We start from the raw sequence: 20,280 nt of genomic DNA, 5'->3' as shown, positions 1-20,280 counted from the left end.
CGCTCGGAGCGCGTCCGGCACGGGCCGGGGCCCAACTACTCGCCGGGGTGGGCGAGTTCGATGTCGTGGCCGTCGACTTCGGTACCGTTCACCGTGAGGGCCGTGGCCACCGGCGGGTAGCCCGTCGCGATGACGGTGTACTCGCCGCTGTTCAGGTCGGCGAAGGCGTACGCCCCGTCCGTCCCGGTCGTGGCCGAGCCGACCACGTTGCCCGCCGCGTCCACGAGGGTCACCCGGGCGTCGGTCAGCGGGCCGTGCGGGGCCCGCACGACGCCCTGGAGCTGAGCACCGGCGTCGAGGTCGACCGCGATCCGGGTGACACCGGCGGCGCCGATCTCGACCGGCAGGGCGCGGGGCCGGAACCCGGCCGCGTTCACCGCGACGGTCACCGCACCCGGCACCAGCTCGGCGAAGCCGAACTCGCCCTGCTCACCGGTGATTCCGGTGGCGAGCAGGTCCCCGCGCACATCGGTGACGATCACCATCGCGTCCTTGACCGGCAGCGCGCTCCCCGCGGCCCGGACAATGCCGCTCAGGCCGCTGGTGCCGCTGAGCAGGATGTCGTACGACACCGGGTCGTCACCCACGACGACCGTGGACGCCTGCGGCTGGTAGCCGTCCGCGGAGGCGATCAGGACGTACGAGCCCGCGCCCGGCGCCTCCACCCCGTAGGAACCGTCGGCCTGGGCGACCGCGCGGCCCAGCTGGCGGCCGGAGAGGGAGATCAGGGTGACCGCCGCCTGCGCGACCGGGGCGCTCTCGGCACCGCGGACGAAGCCGTGGACCGGGACACCGCCCTGCTCGGGCTGCCGGGGGACGGGCACGGTGGCGACGGCGGTGAGCTGCCGGGTGCCGAACGCCTCGGTACCGGCCTCCGGGTCCACGACCGGGGTGGCCCAGCTGGGCACCTTCGCCTCGGCGGGAACCTCCTCGACGGGAGCCTCCGCGGCGACGGCGGTCAGTGTCTCGGCGGCCGGGGTCTCGGCCTCGGCCTTGGCCTCGGCGGCCTGGGCCAGGGCGCCGGCCGTCCGCAGCGGGACCTCCTTGATGAACAGGGTGACCAGGAAGGCGAGGAGGGCGACCGGCGTGACGTACAGGAAGATGTCGGCGATGCCGTGCCCGTACGCGCCCTCCAGCCACGTGCGGATGTGCGGGGGCAGCAGACCCATGTCCGGCAGCTGACCGGTGCCCGCGGCCTTGGCGGCCGCCAGCTGCTCCTTGGGCTTCAGCTGCCCGATCGTGTCCGTGGCGTAGTGGGTGATGCGGGTGGCCATCACGGAGCCGAGCGCCGAGACGCCCACCGCACCGCCGAGGGACCGGAAGAAGGTGACGACCGAGCTGGCGGCGCCGAGTTCGTGCGGGGCGACCTGGTTCTGGGTGGACAGGACCAGGTTCTGCATCATCATGCCGAGGCCGAGGCCCATGACCGCCATGAAGATCGCGAGCTTCCAGTACTCGGTGTCGTAGCGCATGCCGCCCAGCAGGCCCAGACCGGCCGTCAGCAGCACACCGCCCGTGACCAGCCACCCCTTCCACTTGCCGGTCTTGGTGATGATCTGGCCGGAGACGGTGGAGGAGACGAACAGCCCGGCGATCATCGGGATCGTCATGACGCCCGACATCGTCGGGGACTTGTCGCGCGCCAGCTGGAAGTACTGGCTGAAGAAGACGGTGCTGGCGAACATCGCGATGCCGACGAACAGGGAGGCGAGCGAGGCCAGCGCGATCGTGCGGTTCCGGAACAGGCGCAGCGGGATGATCGGCTCGTCGGCCTTCGTCTCGATGACGAGGAAGATCAGCGCCAGGGCGAGCGCGCCGCCGACCATCGTGTAGGTCTGCCAGGACAGCCAGTCGTACTTGTCGTCGGCGAAGGTGACCCAGATCAGCAGGAGGCTGACGGAGGCGGTGATGAAGAAGGCACCGGCCCAGTCGACCTTGACCGCACGCTTGTGCTCGGGCAGGTGCAGCGTCTTCTGCAGCACGACCAGCGCGATCAGCGCGAAGGGCACACCGACGTAGAGGCACCAGCGCCAGCCGAGCCACTCGGTGTCGGTGATGACGCCGCCGACGAGCGGGCCGCCGACGGTGGCGACGGCGAAGGTGGCACCCAGGTAACCGCTGTAGCGGCCCCGCTCCCGCGGCGAGATCATCGCGGCCATGATGATCTGGGCCAGCGCGGTCAGACCGCCGGCGCCCAGACCCTGGATGACACGGGCGCCGATGAGCATGCCCGGGTTCTGCGCGAGACCGGCGACGACCGAGCCCGCGATATAGATGACCAGCGCTATCTGGACGAGCGCCTTCTTGCTGACCAGGTCGGCGAGCTTGCCCCAGAGCGGGGTGGAGGCGGTCATCGACAGCAGCGCGGCCGTGACGACCCAGGTGTAGGCGCTCTGGCCGCCGCCGAGGTCCTGGATGATCTCGGGCAGGGCGTTGGAGACGATGGTGGACGACAGGATCGCGGCGAACATACCGAGCAGCAGCCCGGAGAGCGCCTCCATGATCTGCCGGTGCGACATGGGGGCGTGGCCGGGGCCGTGGCCGTGGCCTCCCCCGTGCTTGGCGTGGGCCCGCACACCGGCCGGTGTGGTCGTTGCCATGGGCTTCCTTCTCTTACGTGGTTATGCGGGTGTACGGGTGGTTGTGTCGAGTGCGGGTGCGAGGGCGGTGAGGCGGGGGTGGGCGGACCGGCAGTCGCCGAAGCTCGCCCGCAGCCGGGTCATCAGCCGGATCAGCTGGGTGACCTCCTCGTCGGTCCAGTCGCTCAGGCGTTCTGCCAGCAGTTCGGCAGTGCGCCGGGACAGCTCGACGAGGGTGGCCCTGCCCGCGGGGGTGAGGCGCAGGATGCGCGAGCGCTTGTCGGCGGGGTCGGGGGACCGTTCGATCCAGCCCCGCTCGGCGACATGCGCGACATGCCGGCTGGTCACGGACATGTCCACGGCCAGCAGCTCGGCGAGCTTGCTCATGCGCATGTCCCCGTGACCGCCGAGCAGCGTCAGTACGGCTGCGGATCCGGCCGGGCAGTCGTGCGGAAGGATCCGCCCCAGGTCCCTTTTGACCGCTCCGACGGCGCTGAGCTGACGCGCCAGCTCCTCGAACTGCGCCTGCTCCGCCATCACACCTCCCAGGTTCGTTGCTTGAGGCAACTGTAAGCGGTGTTTGGTTGCTGCAGGCAAACAAATTGGGGTGGCCGGGGATAAAAACTTGGCAAAGGTAAGTATTGCGAACGTAAATGCGCTGGTGGGGGTGGGTGCGGATGCCCCGCATATGCGGGTGGCCCCCCACTTGGGCCGCATCCCCGGATTCGCTAGTGTCTCGAGCCATGGCTAACACCCAGGGCCCCCAGGGCAACTACGACCCCGCAGGCAGCACTCAGATGTTCCGCGCGTTCGTCGACGAGTCCCCTCAGGGGGGCAGGCAGCAGGCGTCCGCCCCGGCGGGCCCGCGCATCGGACTGATCATCGGCGTCATCGCCGCGGTGGCCGTCGTGGCGGCGGTTGCCTGGCTGGCCCTGAAGTAGGCGGCACTGGCGGGGTGGCGCGGCTACTTCCAGTCGACCGCCGCGTCCCGCGTCTCGATGTGCATCCCCAGAGGGACGCGCCAGGCGTCGACGCACACCGTCCACGTGTGCTTCTTCCGTGCGCCCGCTTCGATCGGGGCCGGGAGGTCCTCCGTCGACCCGATCGTCGCCCAGTCGATGCCGAGGGCGCCGATGATGTGGGTGCCGAAGGTCACCTCGCCCGAACGGACGGCGGTTCCGCCCGAGTTGTGAAAGGTGACCGTCACCTTTTCGCACCAGCGCTGGTCCGTGGCCTCGCGGGTCGGCGGGTCCCAGGTGAGGGCTGCCGGGGACGGTGGTGCCTTGGTGGGGTCAGGCGCGGGTGCGGGAGTGGGCGTCGACGGGGGAGGCGATGTCTGCCGACCCGTCCCGCGGCCGGGGTGCGCCCCTGCCGTGCCCGGGGAGCCGATGATGTCGCCACCGGGGGTGGGCGCCGGGGACGGGGCTACTGACGGGGTCGCTTCCGAAGTCCCGGGCGCGGACGGCGCGTTGTGCCCGACATTTGTCAGCCCGTCGAGCGGCGTCAGTGTCACCCTTCCGGTCGGACTCACCGCCGTCCGGGGTGACGTGCCTGCCGGGCCCACCGCCGTGTAGCCGCCGGCGCCGCTGCCGCCCGCGCAGGACGCGAGCAGTCCGCCCAGACAGACGACGGCCGCCGACGCTGCCGTAACGGCGCCTCGGCGGCCACTCGTCCATGGAGCCCATGCCGTCCGGAGCATCGCGCCATGGTGACTGACGCTCCGTCAAATAGGAAGCTACGTGCGGGGCTTGCATGCGGATCGGTCCGATCGATCCTCGATCGGATCAGTCGGAGATGAGGCCCTCGCGCAGCTGGGCCAGGGTGCGGGTCAGAAGACGCGAGACGTGCATCTGGGAGATGCCGACCTCATCGCCGATCTGGGACTGGGTCATGTTGGCGAAGAAGCGGAGCATGATGATCCGGCGTTCGCGGGGCGGGAGTTTGGCCAGCAGCGGCTTCAGTGACTCCCGGTACTCGACGCCTTCCAGGGCGGTGTCCTCGTAGCCGAGGCGGTCCGCGAGGGAGCCCTCGCCGCCGTCGTCCTCGGGGGCCGGGGAGTCCAGGGAGGAGGCCGTGTAGGCGTTGCCGACCGCCAGGCCGTCGACCACGTCCTCCTCGGACACGCCCAGTACGGCGGCCAGTTCGGCGACCGTGGGGGAGCGGTCCAGCTTCTGGGAGAGCTCGTCGCTGGCTTTGGTGAGGGCCAGTCGCAGCTCCTGGAGCCGGCGCGGGACGCGGACCGACCATGAGGTGTCGCGGAAGAAGCGCTTGATCTCGCCCACGACCGTCGGCATCGCGAACGTCGGGAACTCCACGCCGCGTTCGCAGTCGAAGCGGTCGATCGCCTTGATGAGGCCGATGGTGCCGACCTGGACGATGTCCTCCATCGGCTCGTTGCGGCTGCGGAAGCGGGCCGCCGCGTAGCGCACGAGCGGGAGGTTGAGCTCGATCAGGGTGTCCCGGACGTAGACACGCTCGGGGCTGTGTTCGTCGAGTGCGGCGAGCCGCAGGAACAGGGAGCGGGACAGGGTGCGGGTGTCGATGTCCGCCGAGGCCGGCAGGGCCGGCGAGATTTGGACATCTGCGGCGGCCGGGAGCTCCGGGGCCGGCGGGGCCTGGAGGGCCGTGACGTCGTCGAGCACGTCGATAGCGTCGAGCTCCTTGGGCGCTGCCTCGCTCTTCGTGGGCGTGAGCACCTTCGAGCTGCCCTGGTCTGCGGACATGCCACCCCCTTTGGGTCGCGGGACGGTCGCGGCGGCGATCCTTTCGAGGAACGCAGCCTTCACCTGAATACCGGAGCCGGAGCCACGGCAAACGCGCTTCCCGCAGAATGTCACATGTCGGCAACACGCTGTAGTGACATGTCGACATGTGAGTTACGAATCGGCCCTGGAAAGAGGCGGTCTGACGGTTTTTCGACGCACAACTGTCGGGAACAGCCCTGGTGAGCGAATCGCTCGCGCCGGTGATGGCTCGATCGTTTTTGCGGTTACGTCGGCTACGCGTCGATCCGGTTCGCCGAGCGCAGTCGCTGGAAGCTACGCGCGAGTAGCCGCGAGACGTGCATCTGCGACACGCCGAGTTCCGCGCTGATCTGAGACTGCGTGAGATTGCTGTAGTAGCGCAGGAGAAGGATTCTCTGTTCGCGTTCGGGGAGTTGGACCAGGAGGTGGCGGACCAGATCGCGGTGCTCCACGCCGTCCAGGGCCGGGTCCTCGTAGCCGATGCGGTCCAGCAGGCCCGGCAGCCCGTCGCCCTCCTGGGCGGCCTCCAGGGACGTCGCGTGGTACGAGCGTCCGGCCTCGATGCAGGACAGCACCTCCTCCTCGCTGATGCGCAGCCGCTCGGCGATCTCGGCGGTCGTGGGGGAGCGTCCGAAGGCGGTCGTCAGGTCCTCCGTCGCGCTGTTGACCTGGACCCACAGCTCGTGCAGCCGGCGCGGTACGTGGACGGTGCGGACGTTGTCCCGGAAGTACCGCTTGATCTCGCCCACCACCGTCGGCATGGCGAAGGTCGGGAACTGCACGCCCCGGTCCGGGTCGAAGCGGTCGATGGCGTTGATGAGGCCGATCGTGCCGACCTGGACCACGTCCTCCATGGGCTCGTTGCGGGAGCGGAACCGGGCGGCCGCGTAGCGCACGAGCGGCAGATTGGCCTCGATGAGCGCCCCTCGCACCCGGTTGTGCTCCGGCGTGCCCGGCTGGAGGTCCTTGAGCTGTGCGAAGAGCACCTGGGTGAGGGCACGGGTGTCGGCGCCGCGGCGCTTCTCGGGGGCGGGTGCGAGCGCGGGGGCGGGTGTGAGGGCGGAGGCGGACGTGGAGGTGGGCGCGGACGTGGCGGTCGAGGCGGACGTGGAGGCGGGCGTGGAGGCGGGCGTGGGCGTGGATGCGGGGGCGGACGCCTCTTCCTGGGGCGGCGCAGTACTGGCCGACACGGTCAACGCCACCTCTTCATCGGTCAATCATCCGTCAAAAGCGGTCATAGCATCACAAGACATGTGCACTGTGTGCAAGCACCGCATAACGCCGTGTTGAGGGCAAGTTGGGACCTAAGACGCAAAAAGGCCCCCCGCCGTTCCGGTGGAGGGCCAGTGGGGTGTACGGCTCAGAATTCGTAGTCGGCGATCACCCACGTGGCGAACTCCCGCCACAGCGCGACGCCCGCCTGGTGGGCCGGGTGCTCCAGATAGCGCTTGAGGGCGTCCTGGTCCTCGACCGCCGAGTTGATCGCGAAGTCGTACGCGATGGGCCGGTCGCTGATGTTCCAGGCGCACTCCCAGAAGCGCAGCTCCTCGATCTGCCCGCCGAGTGCCCGGAAGGCCTCGACGCCCGCCACGACCCTCGGGTCGTCGCGCTCGACGCCCTCGTTGAGCTTGAACAGCACCAGGTGCCGGATCATGGGCTCTTCCCTCAGCTCTTTCAGCTCTCTAGCTCTTCGCTCCGTCGACGATCCATGTGAAGAAGTCGCCGATGGCCTTGGCGGCGTCCGAAATGCCCTCGAAGCCTATCTGGACGTAGTCCGCGGCCTTGGCCGGGTCTGTGATGATCACATAAAGCACGAAGACCACGAGCACGTACACGGCGATCTTCTTGCCGTTCACCGCCACCGCGGCCTCCCCTGTCGCTGCTGCTCGCCGGGGCCTTTCGGGCCCCTTGTTGCCGGCGGTGAGTGTAACGTTCTTTGTTTTTCTGCCGAATGCACGATGGGCCCCGTCTTCCGACGAGGCCCATCTTCAGCGGTAGCGGAGGGATTTGAACCCTCGGTGACTTGCGCCACACTCGCTTTCGAGGCGAGCTCCTTCGGCCGCTCGGACACGCTACCGAGGGAGACCTTACAGCACGGGGGGCCATGGTCCGAAATCCGTTTCCCGGCTCCCCGGGACCGGGCGTCACCGATCCCGGAAGAACTCCGTGAGCAGCCGGGCCGAGTCCGCCGCCAGCACGCCTTCGATCACCTCGGGACGGTGGTTGAGTCGGCGGTCCCGTACGACGTCCCACAGGGAGCCGGCGGCGCCCGCCTTCTCGTCGCGGGCGCCGTAGACGACGCGGTCCACCCGGGACTGGACCAGCGCTCCCGCGCACATCGTGCAGGGCTCCAGGGTGACCACGAGGGTGCACCCGGTCAGCCGCCACTCTCCCAGCCGTGCGGCGGCCCGCCGGATCGCGAGGATCTCCGCGTGGGCCGTGGGGTCACCGGTGGCCTCGCGCTCGTTGTGGCCGGTCGCGAGCACCGTCGTACCGTCCGGGGACAGCACGACGGCGCCGACGGGGACGTCCCCGCCCCGGACGGCCTGCTCGGCCTCGTCCAGGGCGAGCCGCATCGCGGCCCGCCAGCGGTCACGTACCGGGTCGACCGCCCCGTCCGGCTCCGGGGCGGTCAGCGGACGGTCTCCAGCACCTCCGAGGCGCCCAGGGCCTCGGCGATCGCTCCCAGCGCGTCCTCCGCGTCCAGGGCGCGCAGCTCCTTCTCGCTCACGCCCAGGTCGTCGAGGATCTCGCTGTCGCCCACCGGGCTGTGCGGCACCGCGTCGGCGGATGCGCCGTCCTCGTCGTCCTCGTCCTCGGACTCACCGTCCTCGGTGCCGTCGAGGTCCAGGGAGTCCAGATCCGGGCCGTCGGAGCCGGGCTCGCGGCCCAGCAGTTCGTCCGTGAGCAGCAGCTCGCCGTACGCGCTGCGGGCAGCGGCGGCGGCGTCCGAGACGTAGATGCGAGGGTCGTCCTCGCCGTCCACGCGGACGACACCGAACCAGGCGTCCTCCTGCTCGATCAGGACGAGCACCGTGTCCTCATCGGGATTGGCCTCCCGGGCCAGGTCGGCCAGATCCGACAGGGTTTCCACATCGTCGAGCTCTGTGTCGCTCGCTTCCCACCCGTCTTCGGTGCGCGCGAGCAGTGCGGCGAAGTACACCGTGACTCTCCCACTGGTCATAGGCGTGCCGGTTGGGGGTCCCCCCGGCGGAGGTTCTTGGGCGGAGAGAGCTGTGCTCCGAGCCCCACCCACTCGGAATCGTGGCAGAAACAAGTCGTTCAGGGGACGTCTTCGGCTCCCTGTGTCCGGCAGTTTTGATCGCACGGGGCAAAAGGACCAACCCGTGCGTCCGTGCAGGTATCACCGGCGCACTTGTTGCCGCCACCTGCGGATCGTACGCGGCTTTGGGTGTCGCTCACGCACGGCCTTACCGGGAAAGCCTCACCAACTCCCGATCTTCCCTACCGGATTCCTACCAGCGGAACGTCCGCATGCGCATCGCGTGCCGGAGCCGGGCGGCCTTGGCGCGGCGCGGCTGGACGCGGTCGCGGAGCTCGCGGGCTTCGGCGAGTTCGTGCAGGAACCGCGCCCGGCGCCGTCGGCGTTCGGCGTCCGTCTCCGGCGGCGACACACCCGCCCCGGTCTCGCCGGAGGCTTCGGAGGCCTCGGAGTCGCGGTCAGGCAGGTCAGGCATCGGCTCACCACCCCAGTCGGTCCCTCCCACTTTCCCCCGGTCGGGCGGTTTGATGCCAGAGCCAGGTGTGGCGCGGCGCGGTTACTGTTATGGGCATGCGTCTCCACGTCGTCGACCACCCCCTGGTCGCCCACAAGCTCACCACCCTGCGCGACCAGCGCACCGACTCCGCGACCTTCCGGCGACTCGCCGACGAACTGGTCACCCTGCTCGCCTACGAGGCCACGCGGGACGTACGCACCGAGGCCGTCGACATCCGGACCCCGGTCTCCCCCACCAGTGGCGTCAAGCTCTCCCACCCGCGTCCGCTGGTGGTGCCGATCCTGCGCGCCGGGCTCGGCATGCTGGACGGCATGGTCCGGCTGCTGCCGACCGCCGAGGTGGGTTTCCTGGGCATGATCCGCAACGAGGAGACGCTGCAGGCCTCCACGTACGCCTCGCGCATGCCCGAGGACCTCTCCGGCCGCCAGGTGTACGTCCTTGACCCCATGCTGGCCACCGGCGGCACGCTGGTCGCGGCGATCCAGGAGCTGATCAAGCGCGGCGCCGACGACGTGACCGCGGTCGTGCTGCTCGCCGCGCCCGAGGGCGTCGAGCTCATGGAACGCGAGCTGGCGGGCACGCCGGTGACGGTCGTGACGGCGGCCGTCGACGACCACCTCAACGAGCAGGGCTACATCGTCCCCGGCCTGGGAGACGCGGGGGACCGGCTGTACGGGGCGGCCGAGTAGCCCGACCGCTTGTACGGGGCGGCCGAATTGGCCGTACGACCCGCTGGGCGGCGAACTTCCGGTGGGTCTCCTGGCGGTCCGGCATCTGCCTGTCTACGCGGGGCCCTGAAGTCCGCGCCGATGACGAGGCCGAGCTCCGGGGGCGGCCGAGCAGGCCGTACGACTTGCTCGGCGGCGCTTCCGGCGAACTTCCGGTGGGTCTCCTGGCGGTCCGGCATCTGCCTGTCTACGCGGGGCCCTGAAGTCCGCGCCGATGACGAGGCCGAGCTCCGGGGGCGGCCGAGCAGACTGCGCGGCCCGCTCGGCGGCGTTCCGGCCGGTGGCCTTGCGGGGCTGTCGGCCGGTGGCCTTCCGGGGGCGTCTAGCAGTTCTTCTTCGATGCCGCGGACGTCGTGCGGGGCGTGGTCAGCTTGGCCAGGGCCTTGTCGGCGTCCGTCTGCTTCGTGAGGGTCTTGAAGTCCGTGCCGATGACCAGGTCGAGGTCCGTGCCCTTGCGGCCGGCGTCGGTGCGTCGCTCCGCCGAGGCGAGCTGGGTGGCGAGCACGGGCAGTGAGGTGTTCAGGGCGGACGCGGGGCCGATCAGTAGCCCGGTGCCCTTGATCTTTCCGTCGAGAGCCGCCGAGGCGTTGCCCACCTCGCCGATGCGGAAGCCGCGCTTCTTGAGTTCGTCGGCGGTCGCCTTGGCGAGCCCGGAGCGGGGCGTCGCGTTGTAGACGTTGACGGTGATCCCGCCCGGCTCCGGCAGGGCGACCGCGGGCGTGGCCGAGGGGCTCGCCTTGGTCGCGCAGTCCGCCTTGGAACCGGCCGCCGCGGCCTTCTTGCCGCCGCCCGTGAAGACGTCGATGAGCTGCAGGGTTCCCCAGCCGACCAGGCCGAGCGCGGTCACGGAGGCCACCAGTCCGAACACAAGCCTGCCGCGCCGCCGGGGAGGGCGCATCCGCGGGTACTTGTCCCCCGTGATCCGGTACTGGCCACCCATGCCGGGGGGAGTCAGCATGCTCATGGGCGCAGCGTAGTGCGGACCGGCGACGATTCCTACTAGATGATCAATCGACGCCGTACCGGAGAACCCGAAAGGGTCAACCTGTTACCGGGGCGTGTCCGTACGGGTGTCCTCGGGGGACCTGCCCGAGGGGCGTCAGTCCAGCTCGAGCACGCGCGCGTGCAGCACCTGGCGCTGCTGCAGGGCCGCGCGGACCGCGCGGTGGAGGCCGTCCTCCAGATACAGATCGCCCTGCCATTTCACGACGTGCGCGAAGAGGTCGCCGTAGAACGTCGAGTCCTCGGCGAGCAGGGTTTCCAGGTCGAGCTGCCCCTTGGTCGTCACGAGCTGATCGAGGCGGACCGGGCGCGGCGCGACGTCCGCCCACTGCCGGGTGCTCTCCCGGCCGTGGTCGGGGTACGGCCGGCCGTTTCCGATGCGCTTGAAGATCACACGGAAAGCCTACCGGTCAAGACCTTCCGGGCGCAGCCATGGCGAGCGAGTGCGACGTTGAAAAAGACGCAACGAAGCAGGGCAAACCGGGAACAGGGGTCCGAGATGAGTGACAGCGAGACCGTGCCCCCCACCACCGCTCCCCAGGCACCGGGCAGCGCTCCCGCCCTCCCGCAGGAGGCCCTGAAGATCGCGTCCGGCCATGCCTTCACCGGCGGCGCTGGATCTGGGCGCCCTCGTCTGGGACGGCCTGTGCCTGCCCGACGCACAGATCCGCATCCCCCTCGCCATGCTGAACCGGCACGGTCTGGTCGCGGGCGCCACCGGCACCGGCAGGACCAAGACGCTTCAGCTGATCGCCGAGCAGCTCGGCGCAGGGCGTGCCGGTCTTCCTGGCGGACATGAAGGGCGACCTGTCCGGGATCTCGGCACCGGGGCAGCCGAACGAGCGGGTGCGGGGCCGCGCGGCGGACGTCCACCAGCAGTGGGCTCCGGCCGGTCTCCCCGCCGAGTTCTTCGCCCTGGGCGGCATCGGCCGGGGCGCCCCGCTGCGGGCCACGATCACCGGCTTCGGCCCGCTGCCAGGAACTGCTCACCGGCCTCGGCACCGGCGAGGCGTCCGTGACGGTCCTGAGCGAGAAGGGCGCCCCCACCCCCGTCGCCGCGACCCGGCTGCGCGCACCGGGGTCCCTGATGGGCCCCGTCGGCGCGGACGTCCTGGACGCGGCGGTACGGCAGTCCCCGCCCCATGACCGTTATGCACAGGCTGTGGACCGCGAGTCGGCGTACGAGAAGCTGACGGAGACCGGGCGCGGGGCCAAGGGGCCGGACGAGATGACAGGGGCCGGGCGTGGCGCCGGGGGACCCGACGAGATGACGGCGGCGACAAGGACCGGGAAGAGGGCCGGGGGCGAGGAGAAGCCGTCGGTCGTCGAACAGGTCATCGGGAGCGGGATGTTCCAGTCCCTGGCGCGGTCGATCGGGACCCGGCTCGGCCGTGAGGTCACCCGCTCGCTCTTCGGTACGGCCCGGCGGAGGCGGTAGGCCCGCCTCCGCCGCCCGGTCAGCGGTCCCCGTCCTTCCGGGGCTGCTGCGCCTGCGTCTTCTTCGCCTCTGGTTTGGGCGTGCTGCGCACGGCTTCCGCGCGCAGCAGGGCACGCAGGACCGCATACGGATCTGAGGGCATGGCTGTGCTCCTTGCGTCGTACTGACTGACCTTGCTGGGGGCAGGGGTCTGTCAGCAGCGCAGGACCACGGAGCACAGGGCGGGCAGGGTCGACGGCGGCCACGGCGTGGCGAGCGGCGAGCCGCCCTCCGGGACGCCGGGCGCCGGGTCGGGCGCCGGCGCGCGCGCGCGCCGGTTCGACGGGACGCGGGGCGGTGCGGGACGGTGGCCGCAGGGCCGTGTCCAGGACGTCGTGGTCGGCGAGGTCGACGGCCACGACCGGCGCCGCGTGCATCTCGGCGCGGGCGCCCGGCACCAGCAGGACGAGCAGCAGCACGAGCGCCCGCGGCCAGGCAGGGCCGCGCGGGAGGCTTCGCGTGGTGCTCATGGAAGGTCATCTCCCCGCAGGACGTACGGCGTTCATCGTGGCGGCGCCGAGTTCCGCCCGCACGGCGTACCGAGCCGGGTCACAGCGCGAGCGGAACCCGCTCGGCGTGGCCGCGGATCCGGATCGACGTGATGATCTCGACGATGCCGACCGCGATCAGCCAGATGCCGCCGATCAGGGTGAGCACGGCGATGGACTGGAACGGCGAGACGATCAACACGATTCCGGCGACGAAGGTCACGATCCCGAGGAAGATCTGCCAGCCCCGCGCGGGGATTCCGCTGTCGGAGGCGGCGGCCAGCGTCTGGGTGATGCCGCGGATCAGCCAGCCGATGCCGATCCACAGGGCGAGCAGCAGGATCGACTGCATGGGGCCGCGGAAGCAGAACAGGCCCAGCAGGATCGACAGCGCGCCGCTGATGAACGCCAGGACCCGCAGCGAGGTCGTCTTGTGCGTGCCGAAGGCGGAGACCAGCTGGAACACGCCGCTGACGAGGAGGTAGATCCCGAAGAGGATGCCGGCCGCGAGCAGGGAGGGCCCCGGCCAGATCAGCACCAGGACGCCCAGGATCAGGGAGGCGACGCCGGTGAGCAGGACGAGCTGCCAGGCGGCTTGGGACAGGGCGTGCAGCGGCCCTTCGAAGGGCGGCTCGGGCTCGCGGTGGGCGCGCGGGGCGTGCGGGGCGGAGTGGACCCTGCGGTCGTCGTACTCCCGGCCCTCGGGGGAACCGCCGCTCGGTGGCTCGGTCATGCTCCATGCTGTGAACGGGCCCAGGGCCCACGCCACTCCGGACAGTCCACCCGGCTGACGCGCCCCGCCTGCGCGGTCACTTGCCCGCGGACTTCGTCGACTACGTCGCCTTCGTCGTCTTCGCCGCCTTGGCCGCCGCCTTCATCTCCTGTTTGTGCGCCCGCACCTTGGCCAGCGACTCGGGCCCGGTGATGTCGGCGACGGACCGGAAGGACTCCGGCTCGCCGTAGGCCCCCGCGGCCTCCCGCCACCCCTCGGGCCGGACGCCCAGCTGCTTGCCGAGCAGCGCCAGGAAGATCTGTGCCTTCTGCTTGCCGAACCCGGGCAGGTCCTGAAGCCGCTTCAGCAGCTCCTTTCCGCTGTCGACGCCCCGCCAGACGGCCTCGGTGTCCCCGTCGTAGTGCTCGACGAGGTACTGGCACAGCTGCTGGATGCGCTGGGCCATCGACCCCGGGTAGCGGTGCACGGCGGGCTTCTGCGAGAGCAGCGCGGCGAACGCCTCCGGGTCCTGCGCCGCGATCTCGTGCGCGTCCAGGTCGTCGGCGCCGAGCCGCTGCGCGATGGTCGCCGGGCCCTTGAACGCCCACTCCATCGGGACCTGCTGGTCCAGCAGCATGCCGGTCAGCGCGGCGAGCGGACTGCGGCCGAGAAGCCGGTCGGCCTCGGGGTCCTGGGCGAGGTGCAGGGTGACGTCCATGGGTCGATGATCCCCCGTGTGGGCTCGGGTCGCGCGCCCGCCGCACCCTTCGCGTACGATTCCCGACCGGGTAACTTAGGCAAGGCTTACCTAATGGAAAAATCCAGAGCAAAGGGGTGTCACAGGGGTGACGACCGAGATCTACCGCGACGCCTGGGGCATCCCGCACCTGCGCGCCGGCAGCGCCCGCGAACTCGCCCGCGCCCAGGGCCGGGTCACCGCCCTCGACCGCGCCTGGCAGCTGGAGGTCGAGCGGCACCGGTCCCAGGGCACCTCGGCGTCCTTCCTCGGCACCTCCGCCCTGGACTGGGACGTGTTCGCCCGCCGTGCCCGCCTGGACGACACCGCCCGGCGCTGCTTCGCGGCCCTGGAGCGACGGGACCCCGAGACGGCGGACTGGGTACGGGCTTACGTCGACGGCGTCAACGAGGGCCTGGCCGAAGGTGCCCGCCGCGGCCCCGAGTTCGCCGGGACCGGTCTCGCCCCCGGCCGCTGGCGGCCCTGGACCCCCCTCGGCGTCTGGCTCGGCACCCACATCCTGTTCGCGGGCTTCCCGGCCAAGCTGTGGCGGGAGCAGGTCGCACGGCACCTCGGGTCGGACGCGGTCGTCCTGTTCGCCGCCGACGGTCCCGGCAGCTCCGGCAGCAACGGCTGGCTGGTGAGCGGTGAGCGCACGGTAACCGGGCAGGCCGTCATCGCGGGCGACCCGCACCGCTTCATCGAGGATCCCGGTGTCTACCAGCAGATCCGTCTCGCCTGCCCCGAGTTCGACGTCGTCGGCCTCGCCGTCCCCGGCGTCCCCGGCATCGCCCACTTCGGCCACGCCGGCACGGTCGCCTGGGCCATCACCAACGCCATGGCCGACTACCAGGACCTGTACCGGGAACGCCTGCGCCGCACCGGCGCCGGGGTCGAGGCCCTCGGCCCCGACGGCACCTGGCGACGCGCCGCACGGCACCCGGAGACCGTGGAGGTCGCCGGGGAGACACCGGCCGAGATCGAGGTGATCGAGACGGAGCGGGGACCGGTGATCGCGGGGGGACCGGAGGGCCTGGACGGTGCCGACCCGTACAGCGACGCCGTCCCCACCGCCCTCGCCCTCCGCCACCCGCCCCGGGTCACCGAGGACCTCGGCTTCAGCGCCCTCCTCCCCCTCCTGCGTGCCCGTGCCGTCGCCGACGTCGACCGGGCCCTCGACGGCTGGGCGGAGCCGGTCAACGTCGTGCAGGCCGCCGACACCGAGGGCGGTCTGCTGCACCGTGTCGCCGGGCGGGTGCCGGTGCGGGCGGAGGCCAACCGGACGCGGCTGGTGCCCGCCTGGGTGCCCGGCCACGAGTGGACCGGCTGGTACGAGACGCCCCGCGCCGGGCTGACCGACGGCATCGCGGTGATGGCGAACCAGCGCGGCCCGGCCACCCCCCTCGGCACCGAGTTCGCCCCGCCCCACCGCGCCGACCGCATCCGTGCCCTCCTCGACGAGCGCCGTACCTGGTCGGCCGCCGACATGCCCGCGATCCACATGGACACCCATCTCGGCTCCGCCGCACCCCTGCTGGACCACCTGGCCGCCCTCGACGACCTCACCCCCGAGGCCGCGCGGCTCCGGGACCGCCTCCTGGCCTGGAACCGCCGGATGGACGCCGACAGCGCCGACGCGGCGGTGTTCGCGGCGGTGCGCGGCGCGGTCGTACGCCGTCTCGCCGCACACCCGGCGTTCGCCGCGCTGACCGAGGTGCCCGCGTACCCGGAGGTGCTGCTGCCCTGGCTGGCCCTCGTCCCACGTGTCGGCTTCGCGCTCGAACACCTGCTGAGCGCCGAGGAGCTGCACGGCATCGACCGCCCCGCCACCGCCCGCGCCGCCCTCGAGGAGGTCGCCGCCGGCCGGCCGACGGGCACCTGGGCCGACACCCACCGCCTCGCCCCCTGGCGGGCGTTGTCCGAGGAGCCGTACGCCCCGTACTCCCCCTCCGGTGAACCCGGTCTGTCCGGCGACCACGACTGTGTGCTGTCCACCTCCGCCGTGCCCGGACTCACCGACCTCGCCGCCCGCGGCCCGGCCGCCCGCTACGTCTGGGACCTGGCCCGCCGCGAGGACAGCCGCTGGGTGGTGCCCTTCGGCGCCTGCGGGGTCCCCGGCTCACCGCACCACCGCGACCAACTCCCCCTGTGGCTCGGGGGAGAACTCGCCCCGGTCGTCACCGACTGGGACCGCCTCGAAAGGGACACCGATGTCTGACCCGTACGCCGCCCCCGCCCGCGAGGCCGTGCACGAGCGGTTGATCGACGGCTTCGGGACCGTCCGCGTCCTGCCCCTCGACCCACAGGCCGACGCCGGCGTCCTGCACACCTGGGTCAACGAGGAGCGGGCTGCCTTCTGGGGCATGAACGGCCTGAGCCGTGCGCAGATCCGCGAGATCTACACCCACATGGACACGCTCGCCACCCACCACGCCTTCCTGGCGGTCGTGGACGGCGCACCGGCCGCGCTCCTGCAGACCTACGAGCCGGAGGCCGACCGGGTCGGCGATTGCTACGAGGTCCGGCCCGGCGACATCGGCATGCATCTGCTCGTCGCACCCGCCGGGCAGGGCGGCCCGCGGCCCGGCTGGACCTCGGCGCTGCTGACCGCCTTCGCCGCGTACTGCCTGCTCGGCCTGGACCGGCGCCGGATCGTGGTCGACCCGGACGTGCGCAACGAGAAGGCCATCGCCCGTTTCGTGCGGCAGGGCTTCGAGAAGGGCCCGGCGGTCGTCCTGCCGGAAGTCGACGTCCTGGATGTGTACCTACCGGAAAAACACGCCCAACTGGCCTTCCTCACCCGGGAGGTAGCCTTCCCCGGTGACTGCTGACGACCTGGTGGCGGGCTGCGGGATGTCCGCGCGGCCCACCCGCTGAGCGCGGAAGGTGGCTCGTCCGTACGTATCCGAGAGCACGAGTCCGAAGACGGGGCGGTGGACGTGGGCAAAGGGCGTAGCGGTGTCTTCCGGCGTAGCGATGCCTTCTGCGGAAACCGGCGGGGTGGAAACCGACGACTTCAAGGGCTGGTGCTGCTGGGCACCACGCTGGTCCTGCTCCTCCTCGGCGGAGCCGGCCCCGCCTCGGCACACGCCGCCCTCCGGTCCACCGACCCCGCGGACGGAAGCATCCTCAAGTCCGCACCCGAGTACGTCACCCTGACCTTCACCGAGTCCGTCGCCCTGCTCGACGATTCCTTCCGGGTGTACGACCCCGCCAACCACCGGGTCCGCACGGGCGAGGCACGGCACGCTCCCGGCAGCTCCGACACCGCCCGGATCAGCCTGCCCGGCAAGCTCGCCACCGGCACCTTCACCGTGGCCTGGCGAGTCGTCTCGGCGGACAGCCACCCGGTCTCCGGCGCCTTCACCTTCTCCGTGGGCAGTCCCTCCCCGACCACGGCGACCGTGACCGACGGCACCACCGAGGACCCCACGACCGTCGGCCTCTACAACATCGTGCGCTACGTCGCGTACGGTGCCGTAGCCCTCCTGATCGGCACGCTCGCGTTCCTGGCACTGTGCCGTCCGCCGGACCCCGGCCCGCTGCGCGGGCCGGTCGTGACGGGCTGGTGGACCCTGTTCGGGGCCAGCGTGATCCTGCTGGTGCTCCGCGCTCCGTACGAGGAGGGCACGGGCCCGGCGACGGCCTTCGACCTCACCGCCCTCGCCCGTACGGCGACCGGCCGCCCGGGACTGGCCCTGCTCGCCCGCCTGGCCCTGCTGCTCGTCGCGGCCACCCTGCTTCTACGTGTGAGGCGCTGGACCCGCCCGGCCCTCGCCATGGCGGGTGTCCTCTCCGTCGGCCTGGCCCTGACCTGGGCGGCCGCCGAGCACGCCTCGGCGGGCATCCAGGTGCCGGTGGCGATGACATCGTCCGTCCTGCACCTCTTGGCGATGGCGGTCTGGCTGGGTGGCCTCACGGCCCTGCTCACGACGCTGCACCGCACCGCCGAACCCGTTCCGCCCGCCGTGGTCACCCGCTTCTCCCGCCTCGCCTTCGCCTCCGTGACCGTCCTGGTCGTCACCGGCGTCTACCAGTCCTGGCGGGGCCTCGGCTCCTGGAACGCGCTCACGGACACGTCGTACGGCCGCCTCCTGATCGCCAAGCTGGGCGCGGTGACGCTGCTGCTGGCGGCGGCGGGGTGGTCGCGACGGTGGACGGCGCGGCTGGCGGCGGCGCGGGTGACAGGGGACGTACGGGACCGCGTACCGGAGCCGGTCGGCGGCCCGCCCGGCCCACCGCCCTCACTGCCCGCACAGCCGGAGCCGTCCGACGCCACGTCCTCCGACGCGACGTTCGCCGGCGATCCGGACCCCTATCGCCGGGGCCTGCGCCGCTCCGTGCTCGCGGAGGTGACGGTCGGCGTCGCGGTGCTGGTGATCACGACCTTCCTGACGGGCACCCTGCCGGGCCGGGCGGCGGCCGAGGCGGCGGACTCGGGCACGGCGGCGACCGGCATACCGACCGCCTCCGTCACTACGGTCCCCTTCCGCGTCGGCAACCACGGCGGCGAGGTGCGGATCACCCTGGACCCCGGCCGGGTGGGCCGGAACTCCGTGGAGGCCGTGGTCTTCGGCCCCGACGGCGGCCTGGCCGCCGTCCCCGAACTCCGCGTCTCCTTCACCCTCCCCGCCCGGAAGATCGGCCCGCTCGACGCCAAGGTCACCGACAAGGGCGGCTACTGGGCAACCGACTCCCTCAACCTGCCGATCCCCGGCACCTGGACGATGAAGGTCACGGTGCGGGCGTCGGACCTGGACCAGGTGACGGTGTCGAAGCCGGTACGGATCGTGCGGTAGCGCTCCGCTAGACCGATCGTTTGATCGTTCGGCGCGTCTGCCGCCAGGCCGCCCAGTGCGGCGAAAAGGTGCCGGAGGGTGCTCGAAGGCGGGACTTCCCGTCCATTCGCGCGCTTCTCTGAGGAGTAATTGAGGATGAGTGCTGAGAACCGCCCCGGGTCCGACATGGGGCCGCTGCCCAGGCAGGGCAGATGGCGCGTCGGCGGTGCCGCGGCATCGTTGGCCATCGTGGTGCTCGGTTTCGCCGAACCCGCGATTGCGGCCCCGCAGAGCACGCTGTCGGCGCCCACGAACTCGGTACATGCCATCGGCGGTGACGAGTGCCGCGGAAAGCACGACAAGTGCAAGGTCGGACCTCCCGGTCCGCGCGGGCCTCGGGGTCCTCGGGGTCAGCGGGGGCCGCAAGGCCCACAGGGCGCCATCGGCCCGCAGGGCCCGCAAGGTTCACAGGGTTCGCAGGGTGACACCGGCCCGCAGGGGCCGCAGGGCTCGCAGGGCGACCCCGGACAGACGGGTGCACAGGGTGCACAGGGCGCCACCGGCCCGCAGGGTGTGATCGGGCCTCAGGGCGCTCAAGGGGCCCAGGGTGCTCAAGGTGCTCAAGGGGCCCAGGGTGCTCAAGGTGCTCAAGGGGCCCAGGGCGCTCAAGGTGCTCAAGGGGCCCAGGGTGCTCAAGGGGCTCAAGGCGCTCAAGGCGCTCAAGGGGCCCAGGGCGCTCAGGGCGCTCAGGGACCGGCAGTACCCGAACCGATCTTCGGTCAGTTCCTCTCGACGCAGATCGTGCGCGGCGCGACGCTCACTTGTGCGAGCACCACCACGACCACGTCCACGGCAACGTGCAACGGGCCGAAGATCAACGGTCTCGATGTCCGGCTGGACTTTCCCGAAGCGACTGCCATCTGCAATTTCGTCACCGGTCAGTCCTTCATCTCGGCGAGCGGGTCGGGCACCGCCGCGAATCCCCACGTCATCTGGAACGGCACGACGTGGGCGCTGAGCTCGGTCAGCGCCACGCCGATGCTGAATATCAACTGCAATCGTTGAGCGGCGAGACCGGCGGGAGGCAGCCTGCCCGCCAGTGTCCTGCGCCTCCAGGAGCGCCGCTCACGCCCGCTTGACGAGAAACGCCAGAGGGCCGGACCACTTTCATGGTCCGGCCCTCTGGGCTGGCGGAGGATACGAGATTCGAACTCGTGAGGGGTTGCCCCCAACACGCTTTCCAAATGTTCGTCTGGGGGTTCGGGATCGATCGGCAGTGTCCTGACCTGCAGCGGA

General features: G+C 71.3%; 22 protein-coding genes, 1 tRNA gene and 1 pseudogene. 7 read left to right on the top strand and 17 right to left on the bottom strand.

The genetic code is table 11. The features are described from left to right. Positions 1–35: 35 nt before the first annotated feature. Both N8I87_RS19575 and N8I87_RS19570 read right to left on the bottom strand, forming a co-directional pair. Positions 36–2,519, bottom strand: coding sequence for an MFS transporter (locus tag N8I87_RS19575; protein WP_491743946.1), 2,484 nt, complete (start codon positions 2,517–2,519; stop codon positions 36–38). A gap of 102 nt (positions 2,520–2,621) precedes the next feature. After that, positions 2,622–3,116 (bottom strand): MarR family winged helix-turn-helix transcriptional regulator, encoded by a 495-nt coding sequence (locus tag N8I87_RS19570; RefSeq protein WP_263210433.1) that lies wholly within the window; start codon positions 3,114–3,116, stop codon positions 2,622–2,624. A gap of 206 nt (positions 3,117–3,322) precedes the next feature. On the opposite strand from N8I87_RS19570, the gene N8I87_RS19565 reads away from it, so the two are divergent. Beyond that, on the top strand, positions 3,323–3,520 hold the full coding sequence (locus tag N8I87_RS19565) for a hypothetical protein (protein ID WP_263210432.1): 198 nt from the start codon (positions 3,323–3,325) through the stop codon (positions 3,518–3,520). 23 nt (positions 3,521–3,543) lie between these two features. Here N8I87_RS19565 and N8I87_RS44040 read toward each other — a convergent pair whose 3' ends face one another. From N8I87_RS44040 to N8I87_RS19520, 9 genes are all read right to left on the bottom strand, one after another. Next, positions 3,544–3,786: a hypothetical protein gene (locus tag N8I87_RS44040; protein ID WP_317633478.1), complete on the bottom strand. Its 243-nt coding sequence runs from the start codon at positions 3,784–3,786 to the stop codon at positions 3,544–3,546. A 577-nt stretch (positions 3,787–4,363) separates the two neighbouring features. Further along, positions 4,364–5,302 (bottom strand): RNA polymerase sigma factor SigF, encoded by a 939-nt coding sequence (locus tag N8I87_RS19555; protein WP_263210430.1) that lies wholly within the window; start codon positions 5,300–5,302, stop codon positions 4,364–4,366. Between the two features lie 275 nt (positions 5,303–5,577). Continuing rightward, positions 5,578–6,513 (bottom strand): RNA polymerase sigma factor SigF, encoded by a 936-nt coding sequence (locus tag N8I87_RS19550; RefSeq protein WP_263210429.1) that lies wholly within the window; start codon positions 6,511–6,513, stop codon positions 5,578–5,580. 170 nt (positions 6,514–6,683) lie between these two features. Continuing rightward, positions 6,684–6,977 (bottom strand): Dabb family protein, encoded by a 294-nt coding sequence (locus tag N8I87_RS19545; protein ID WP_263210428.1) that lies wholly within the window; start codon positions 6,975–6,977, stop codon positions 6,684–6,686. Between the two features lie 28 nt (positions 6,978–7,005). Next, a complete protein-coding gene (locus N8I87_RS19540) occupies positions 7,006–7,185 on the bottom strand; it encodes a hypothetical protein (protein WP_263210427.1) in 180 nt (59 codons plus the stop codon). A 130-nt stretch (positions 7,186–7,315) separates the two neighbouring features. Beyond that, positions 7,316–7,400, bottom strand: a tRNA-Ser gene (locus N8I87_RS19535). Between the two features lie 67 nt (positions 7,401–7,467). Then, positions 7,468–7,899 carry a tRNA adenosine(34) deaminase TadA gene (gene tadA / locus N8I87_RS19530; RefSeq protein WP_263210426.1) on the bottom strand — a complete coding sequence of 144 codons (432 nt, stop codon included), beginning with the start codon at positions 7,897–7,899 and terminating at the stop codon, positions 7,468–7,470. A gap of 56 nt (positions 7,900–7,955) precedes the next feature. After that, positions 7,956–8,486, bottom strand: a complete 531-nt coding sequence (locus N8I87_RS19525; RefSeq protein WP_263216549.1) for a tRNA adenosine deaminase-associated protein — start codon at positions 8,484–8,486, stop codon at positions 7,956–7,958. 313 nt (positions 8,487–8,799) lie between these two features. Further along, positions 8,800–9,021, bottom strand: coding sequence for a hypothetical protein (locus N8I87_RS19520; protein ID WP_263210425.1), 222 nt, complete (start codon positions 9,019–9,021; stop codon positions 8,800–8,802). Positions 9,022–9,116: 95 nt separating this feature from the next. Between N8I87_RS19520 and upp the strand changes: the two genes are divergently transcribed. Continuing rightward, positions 9,117–9,752: a uracil phosphoribosyltransferase gene (upp, locus tag N8I87_RS19515; RefSeq protein WP_263210424.1), complete on the top strand. Its 636-nt coding sequence runs from the start codon at positions 9,117–9,119 to the stop codon at positions 9,750–9,752. Positions 9,753–10,113: 361 nt separating this feature from the next. On the opposite strand, the gene N8I87_RS19510 is transcribed toward upp, so the two are convergent. Then, the gene (locus N8I87_RS19510; RefSeq protein WP_263210423.1) at positions 10,114–10,755 is read right to left on the bottom strand and encodes a LytR C-terminal domain-containing protein; all 642 of its coding nucleotides are present in this window, start codon (positions 10,753–10,755) and stop codon (positions 10,114–10,116) included. A gap of 135 nt (positions 10,756–10,890) precedes the next feature. Beyond that, positions 10,891–11,187 (bottom strand): type II toxin-antitoxin system VapB family antitoxin, encoded by a 297-nt coding sequence (locus N8I87_RS19505; protein WP_003999914.1) that lies wholly within the window; start codon positions 11,185–11,187, stop codon positions 10,891–10,893. Between the two features lie 105 nt (positions 11,188–11,292). Here N8I87_RS19505 and N8I87_RS19500 point away from each other — a divergent pair. Then, positions 11,293–12,231, top strand: a pseudogene (locus tag N8I87_RS19500) (helicase HerA-like domain-containing protein). A 19-nt stretch (positions 12,232–12,250) separates the two neighbouring features. On the opposite strand, the gene N8I87_RS19495 reads toward N8I87_RS19500, so the two are convergent. The 3 genes from N8I87_RS19495 to N8I87_RS19485 form a co-directional block, all read right to left on the bottom strand. Beyond that, positions 12,251–12,373: a hypothetical protein gene (locus N8I87_RS19495; RefSeq protein WP_263210422.1), complete on the bottom strand. Its 123-nt coding sequence runs from the start codon at positions 12,371–12,373 to the stop codon at positions 12,251–12,253. Between the two features lie 446 nt (positions 12,374–12,819). Continuing rightward, positions 12,820–13,491 (bottom strand): HdeD family acid-resistance protein, encoded by a 672-nt coding sequence (locus N8I87_RS19490; RefSeq protein ID WP_263210421.1) that lies wholly within the window; start codon positions 13,489–13,491, stop codon positions 12,820–12,822. A gap of 100 nt (positions 13,492–13,591) precedes the next feature. Next, positions 13,592–14,188, bottom strand: coding sequence for an HhH-GPD-type base excision DNA repair protein (locus tag N8I87_RS19485; protein ID WP_263210420.1), 597 nt, complete (start codon positions 14,186–14,188; stop codon positions 13,592–13,594). Positions 14,189–14,315: 127 nt separating this feature from the next. Here N8I87_RS19485 and N8I87_RS19480 point away from each other — a divergent pair, with 127 nt between their 5' ends. From N8I87_RS19480 to N8I87_RS19470, 3 genes are all read left to right on the top strand, one after another. After that, a complete protein-coding gene (locus N8I87_RS19480; protein ID WP_263210419.1) occupies positions 14,316–16,424 on the top strand; it encodes a penicillin acylase family protein in 2,109 nt (702 codons plus the stop codon). Further along, positions 16,417–17,037 (top strand): GNAT family N-acetyltransferase, encoded by a 621-nt coding sequence (locus N8I87_RS19475; protein WP_263210418.1) that lies wholly within the window; start codon positions 16,417–16,419, stop codon positions 17,035–17,037. Before N8I87_RS19480 ends, N8I87_RS19475 begins: the two co-directional genes overlap by 8 nt. Before the next feature lie 195 nt (positions 17,038–17,232). Beyond that, complete coding sequence (locus tag N8I87_RS19470; protein WP_263210417.1) at positions 17,233–19,005, top strand: copper resistance CopC/CopD family protein; 1,773 nt, start codon at positions 17,233–17,235, stop codon at positions 19,003–19,005. 444 nt (positions 19,006–19,449) lie between these two features. Here the strand turns inward: N8I87_RS19470 and N8I87_RS19465 are convergent, their stop codons facing one another. Beyond that, positions 19,450–19,608 (bottom strand): hypothetical protein, encoded by a 159-nt coding sequence (locus N8I87_RS19465; protein WP_263210416.1) that lies wholly within the window; start codon positions 19,606–19,608, stop codon positions 19,450–19,452. Positions 19,609–19,785: 177 nt separating this feature from the next. Between N8I87_RS19465 and N8I87_RS19460 the strand changes: the two genes are divergently transcribed. Next, complete coding sequence (locus N8I87_RS19460) at positions 19,786–20,049, top strand: hypothetical protein (RefSeq protein WP_263210415.1); 264 nt, start codon at positions 19,786–19,788, stop codon at positions 20,047–20,049. Positions 20,050–20,280 lie beyond the last annotated feature (231 nt).

Source organism: Streptomyces sp. HUAS 15-9, from assembly GCF_025642155.1.
Classification (GTDB): domain Bacteria; phylum Actinomycetota; class Actinomycetes; order Streptomycetales; family Streptomycetaceae; genus Streptomyces.
This window is presented reverse-complemented; position numbering and strand designations above follow the sequence as displayed.

Excerpts from the sequence above, each read along its gene's own strand:
- N8I87_RS19565 (WP_263210432.1), top strand. The coding sequence starts at position 3,323 with ATGGCTAACACCCAGGGCCCCCAGGGCAACTACGACCCCGCAGGCAGC.
- N8I87_RS19520 (WP_263210425.1), bottom strand. The coding sequence starts at position 9,021 with ATGCCTGACCTGCCTGACCGCGACTCCGAGGCCTCCGAAGCCTCCGGC.
- N8I87_RS19475 (WP_263210418.1), top strand. The coding sequence starts at position 16,417 with ATGTCTGACCCGTACGCCGCCCCCGCCCGCGAGGCCGTGCACGAGCGG.
- N8I87_RS19575 (WP_491743946.1), bottom strand. The coding sequence starts at position 2,519 with ATGTCGCACCGGCAGATCATGGAGGCGCTCTCCGGGCTGCTGCTCGGT.
- N8I87_RS19495 (WP_263210422.1), bottom strand. The coding sequence starts at position 12,373 with ATGCCCTCAGATCCGTATGCGGTCCTGCGTGCCCTGCTGCGCGCGGAA.
- N8I87_RS19545 (WP_263210428.1), bottom strand. The coding sequence starts at position 6,977 with ATGATCCGGCACCTGGTGCTGTTCAAGCTCAACGAGGGCGTCGAGCGC.
- upp (WP_263210424.1), top strand. The coding sequence starts at position 9,117 with ATGCGTCTCCACGTCGTCGACCACCCCCTGGTCGCCCACAAGCTCACC.
- N8I87_RS19555 (WP_263210430.1), bottom strand. The coding sequence starts at position 5,302 with ATGTCCGCAGACCAGGGCAGCTCGAAGGTGCTCACGCCCACGAAGAGC.
- tadA (WP_263210426.1), bottom strand. The coding sequence starts at position 7,899 with ATGCGGCTCGCCCTGGACGAGGCCGAGCAGGCCGTCCGGGGCGGGGAC.
- N8I87_RS19490 (WP_263210421.1), bottom strand. The coding sequence starts at position 13,491 with ATGACCGAGCCACCGAGCGGCGGTTCCCCCGAGGGCCGGGAGTACGAC.
- N8I87_RS19510 (WP_263210423.1), bottom strand. The coding sequence starts at position 10,755 with ATGAGCATGCTGACTCCCCCCGGCATGGGTGGCCAGTACCGGATCACG.
- N8I87_RS19485 (WP_263210420.1), bottom strand. The coding sequence starts at position 14,188 with ATGGACGTCACCCTGCACCTCGCCCAGGACCCCGAGGCCGACCGGCTT.
- N8I87_RS19570 (WP_263210433.1), bottom strand. The coding sequence starts at position 3,116 with ATGGCGGAGCAGGCGCAGTTCGAGGAGCTGGCGCGTCAGCTCAGCGCC.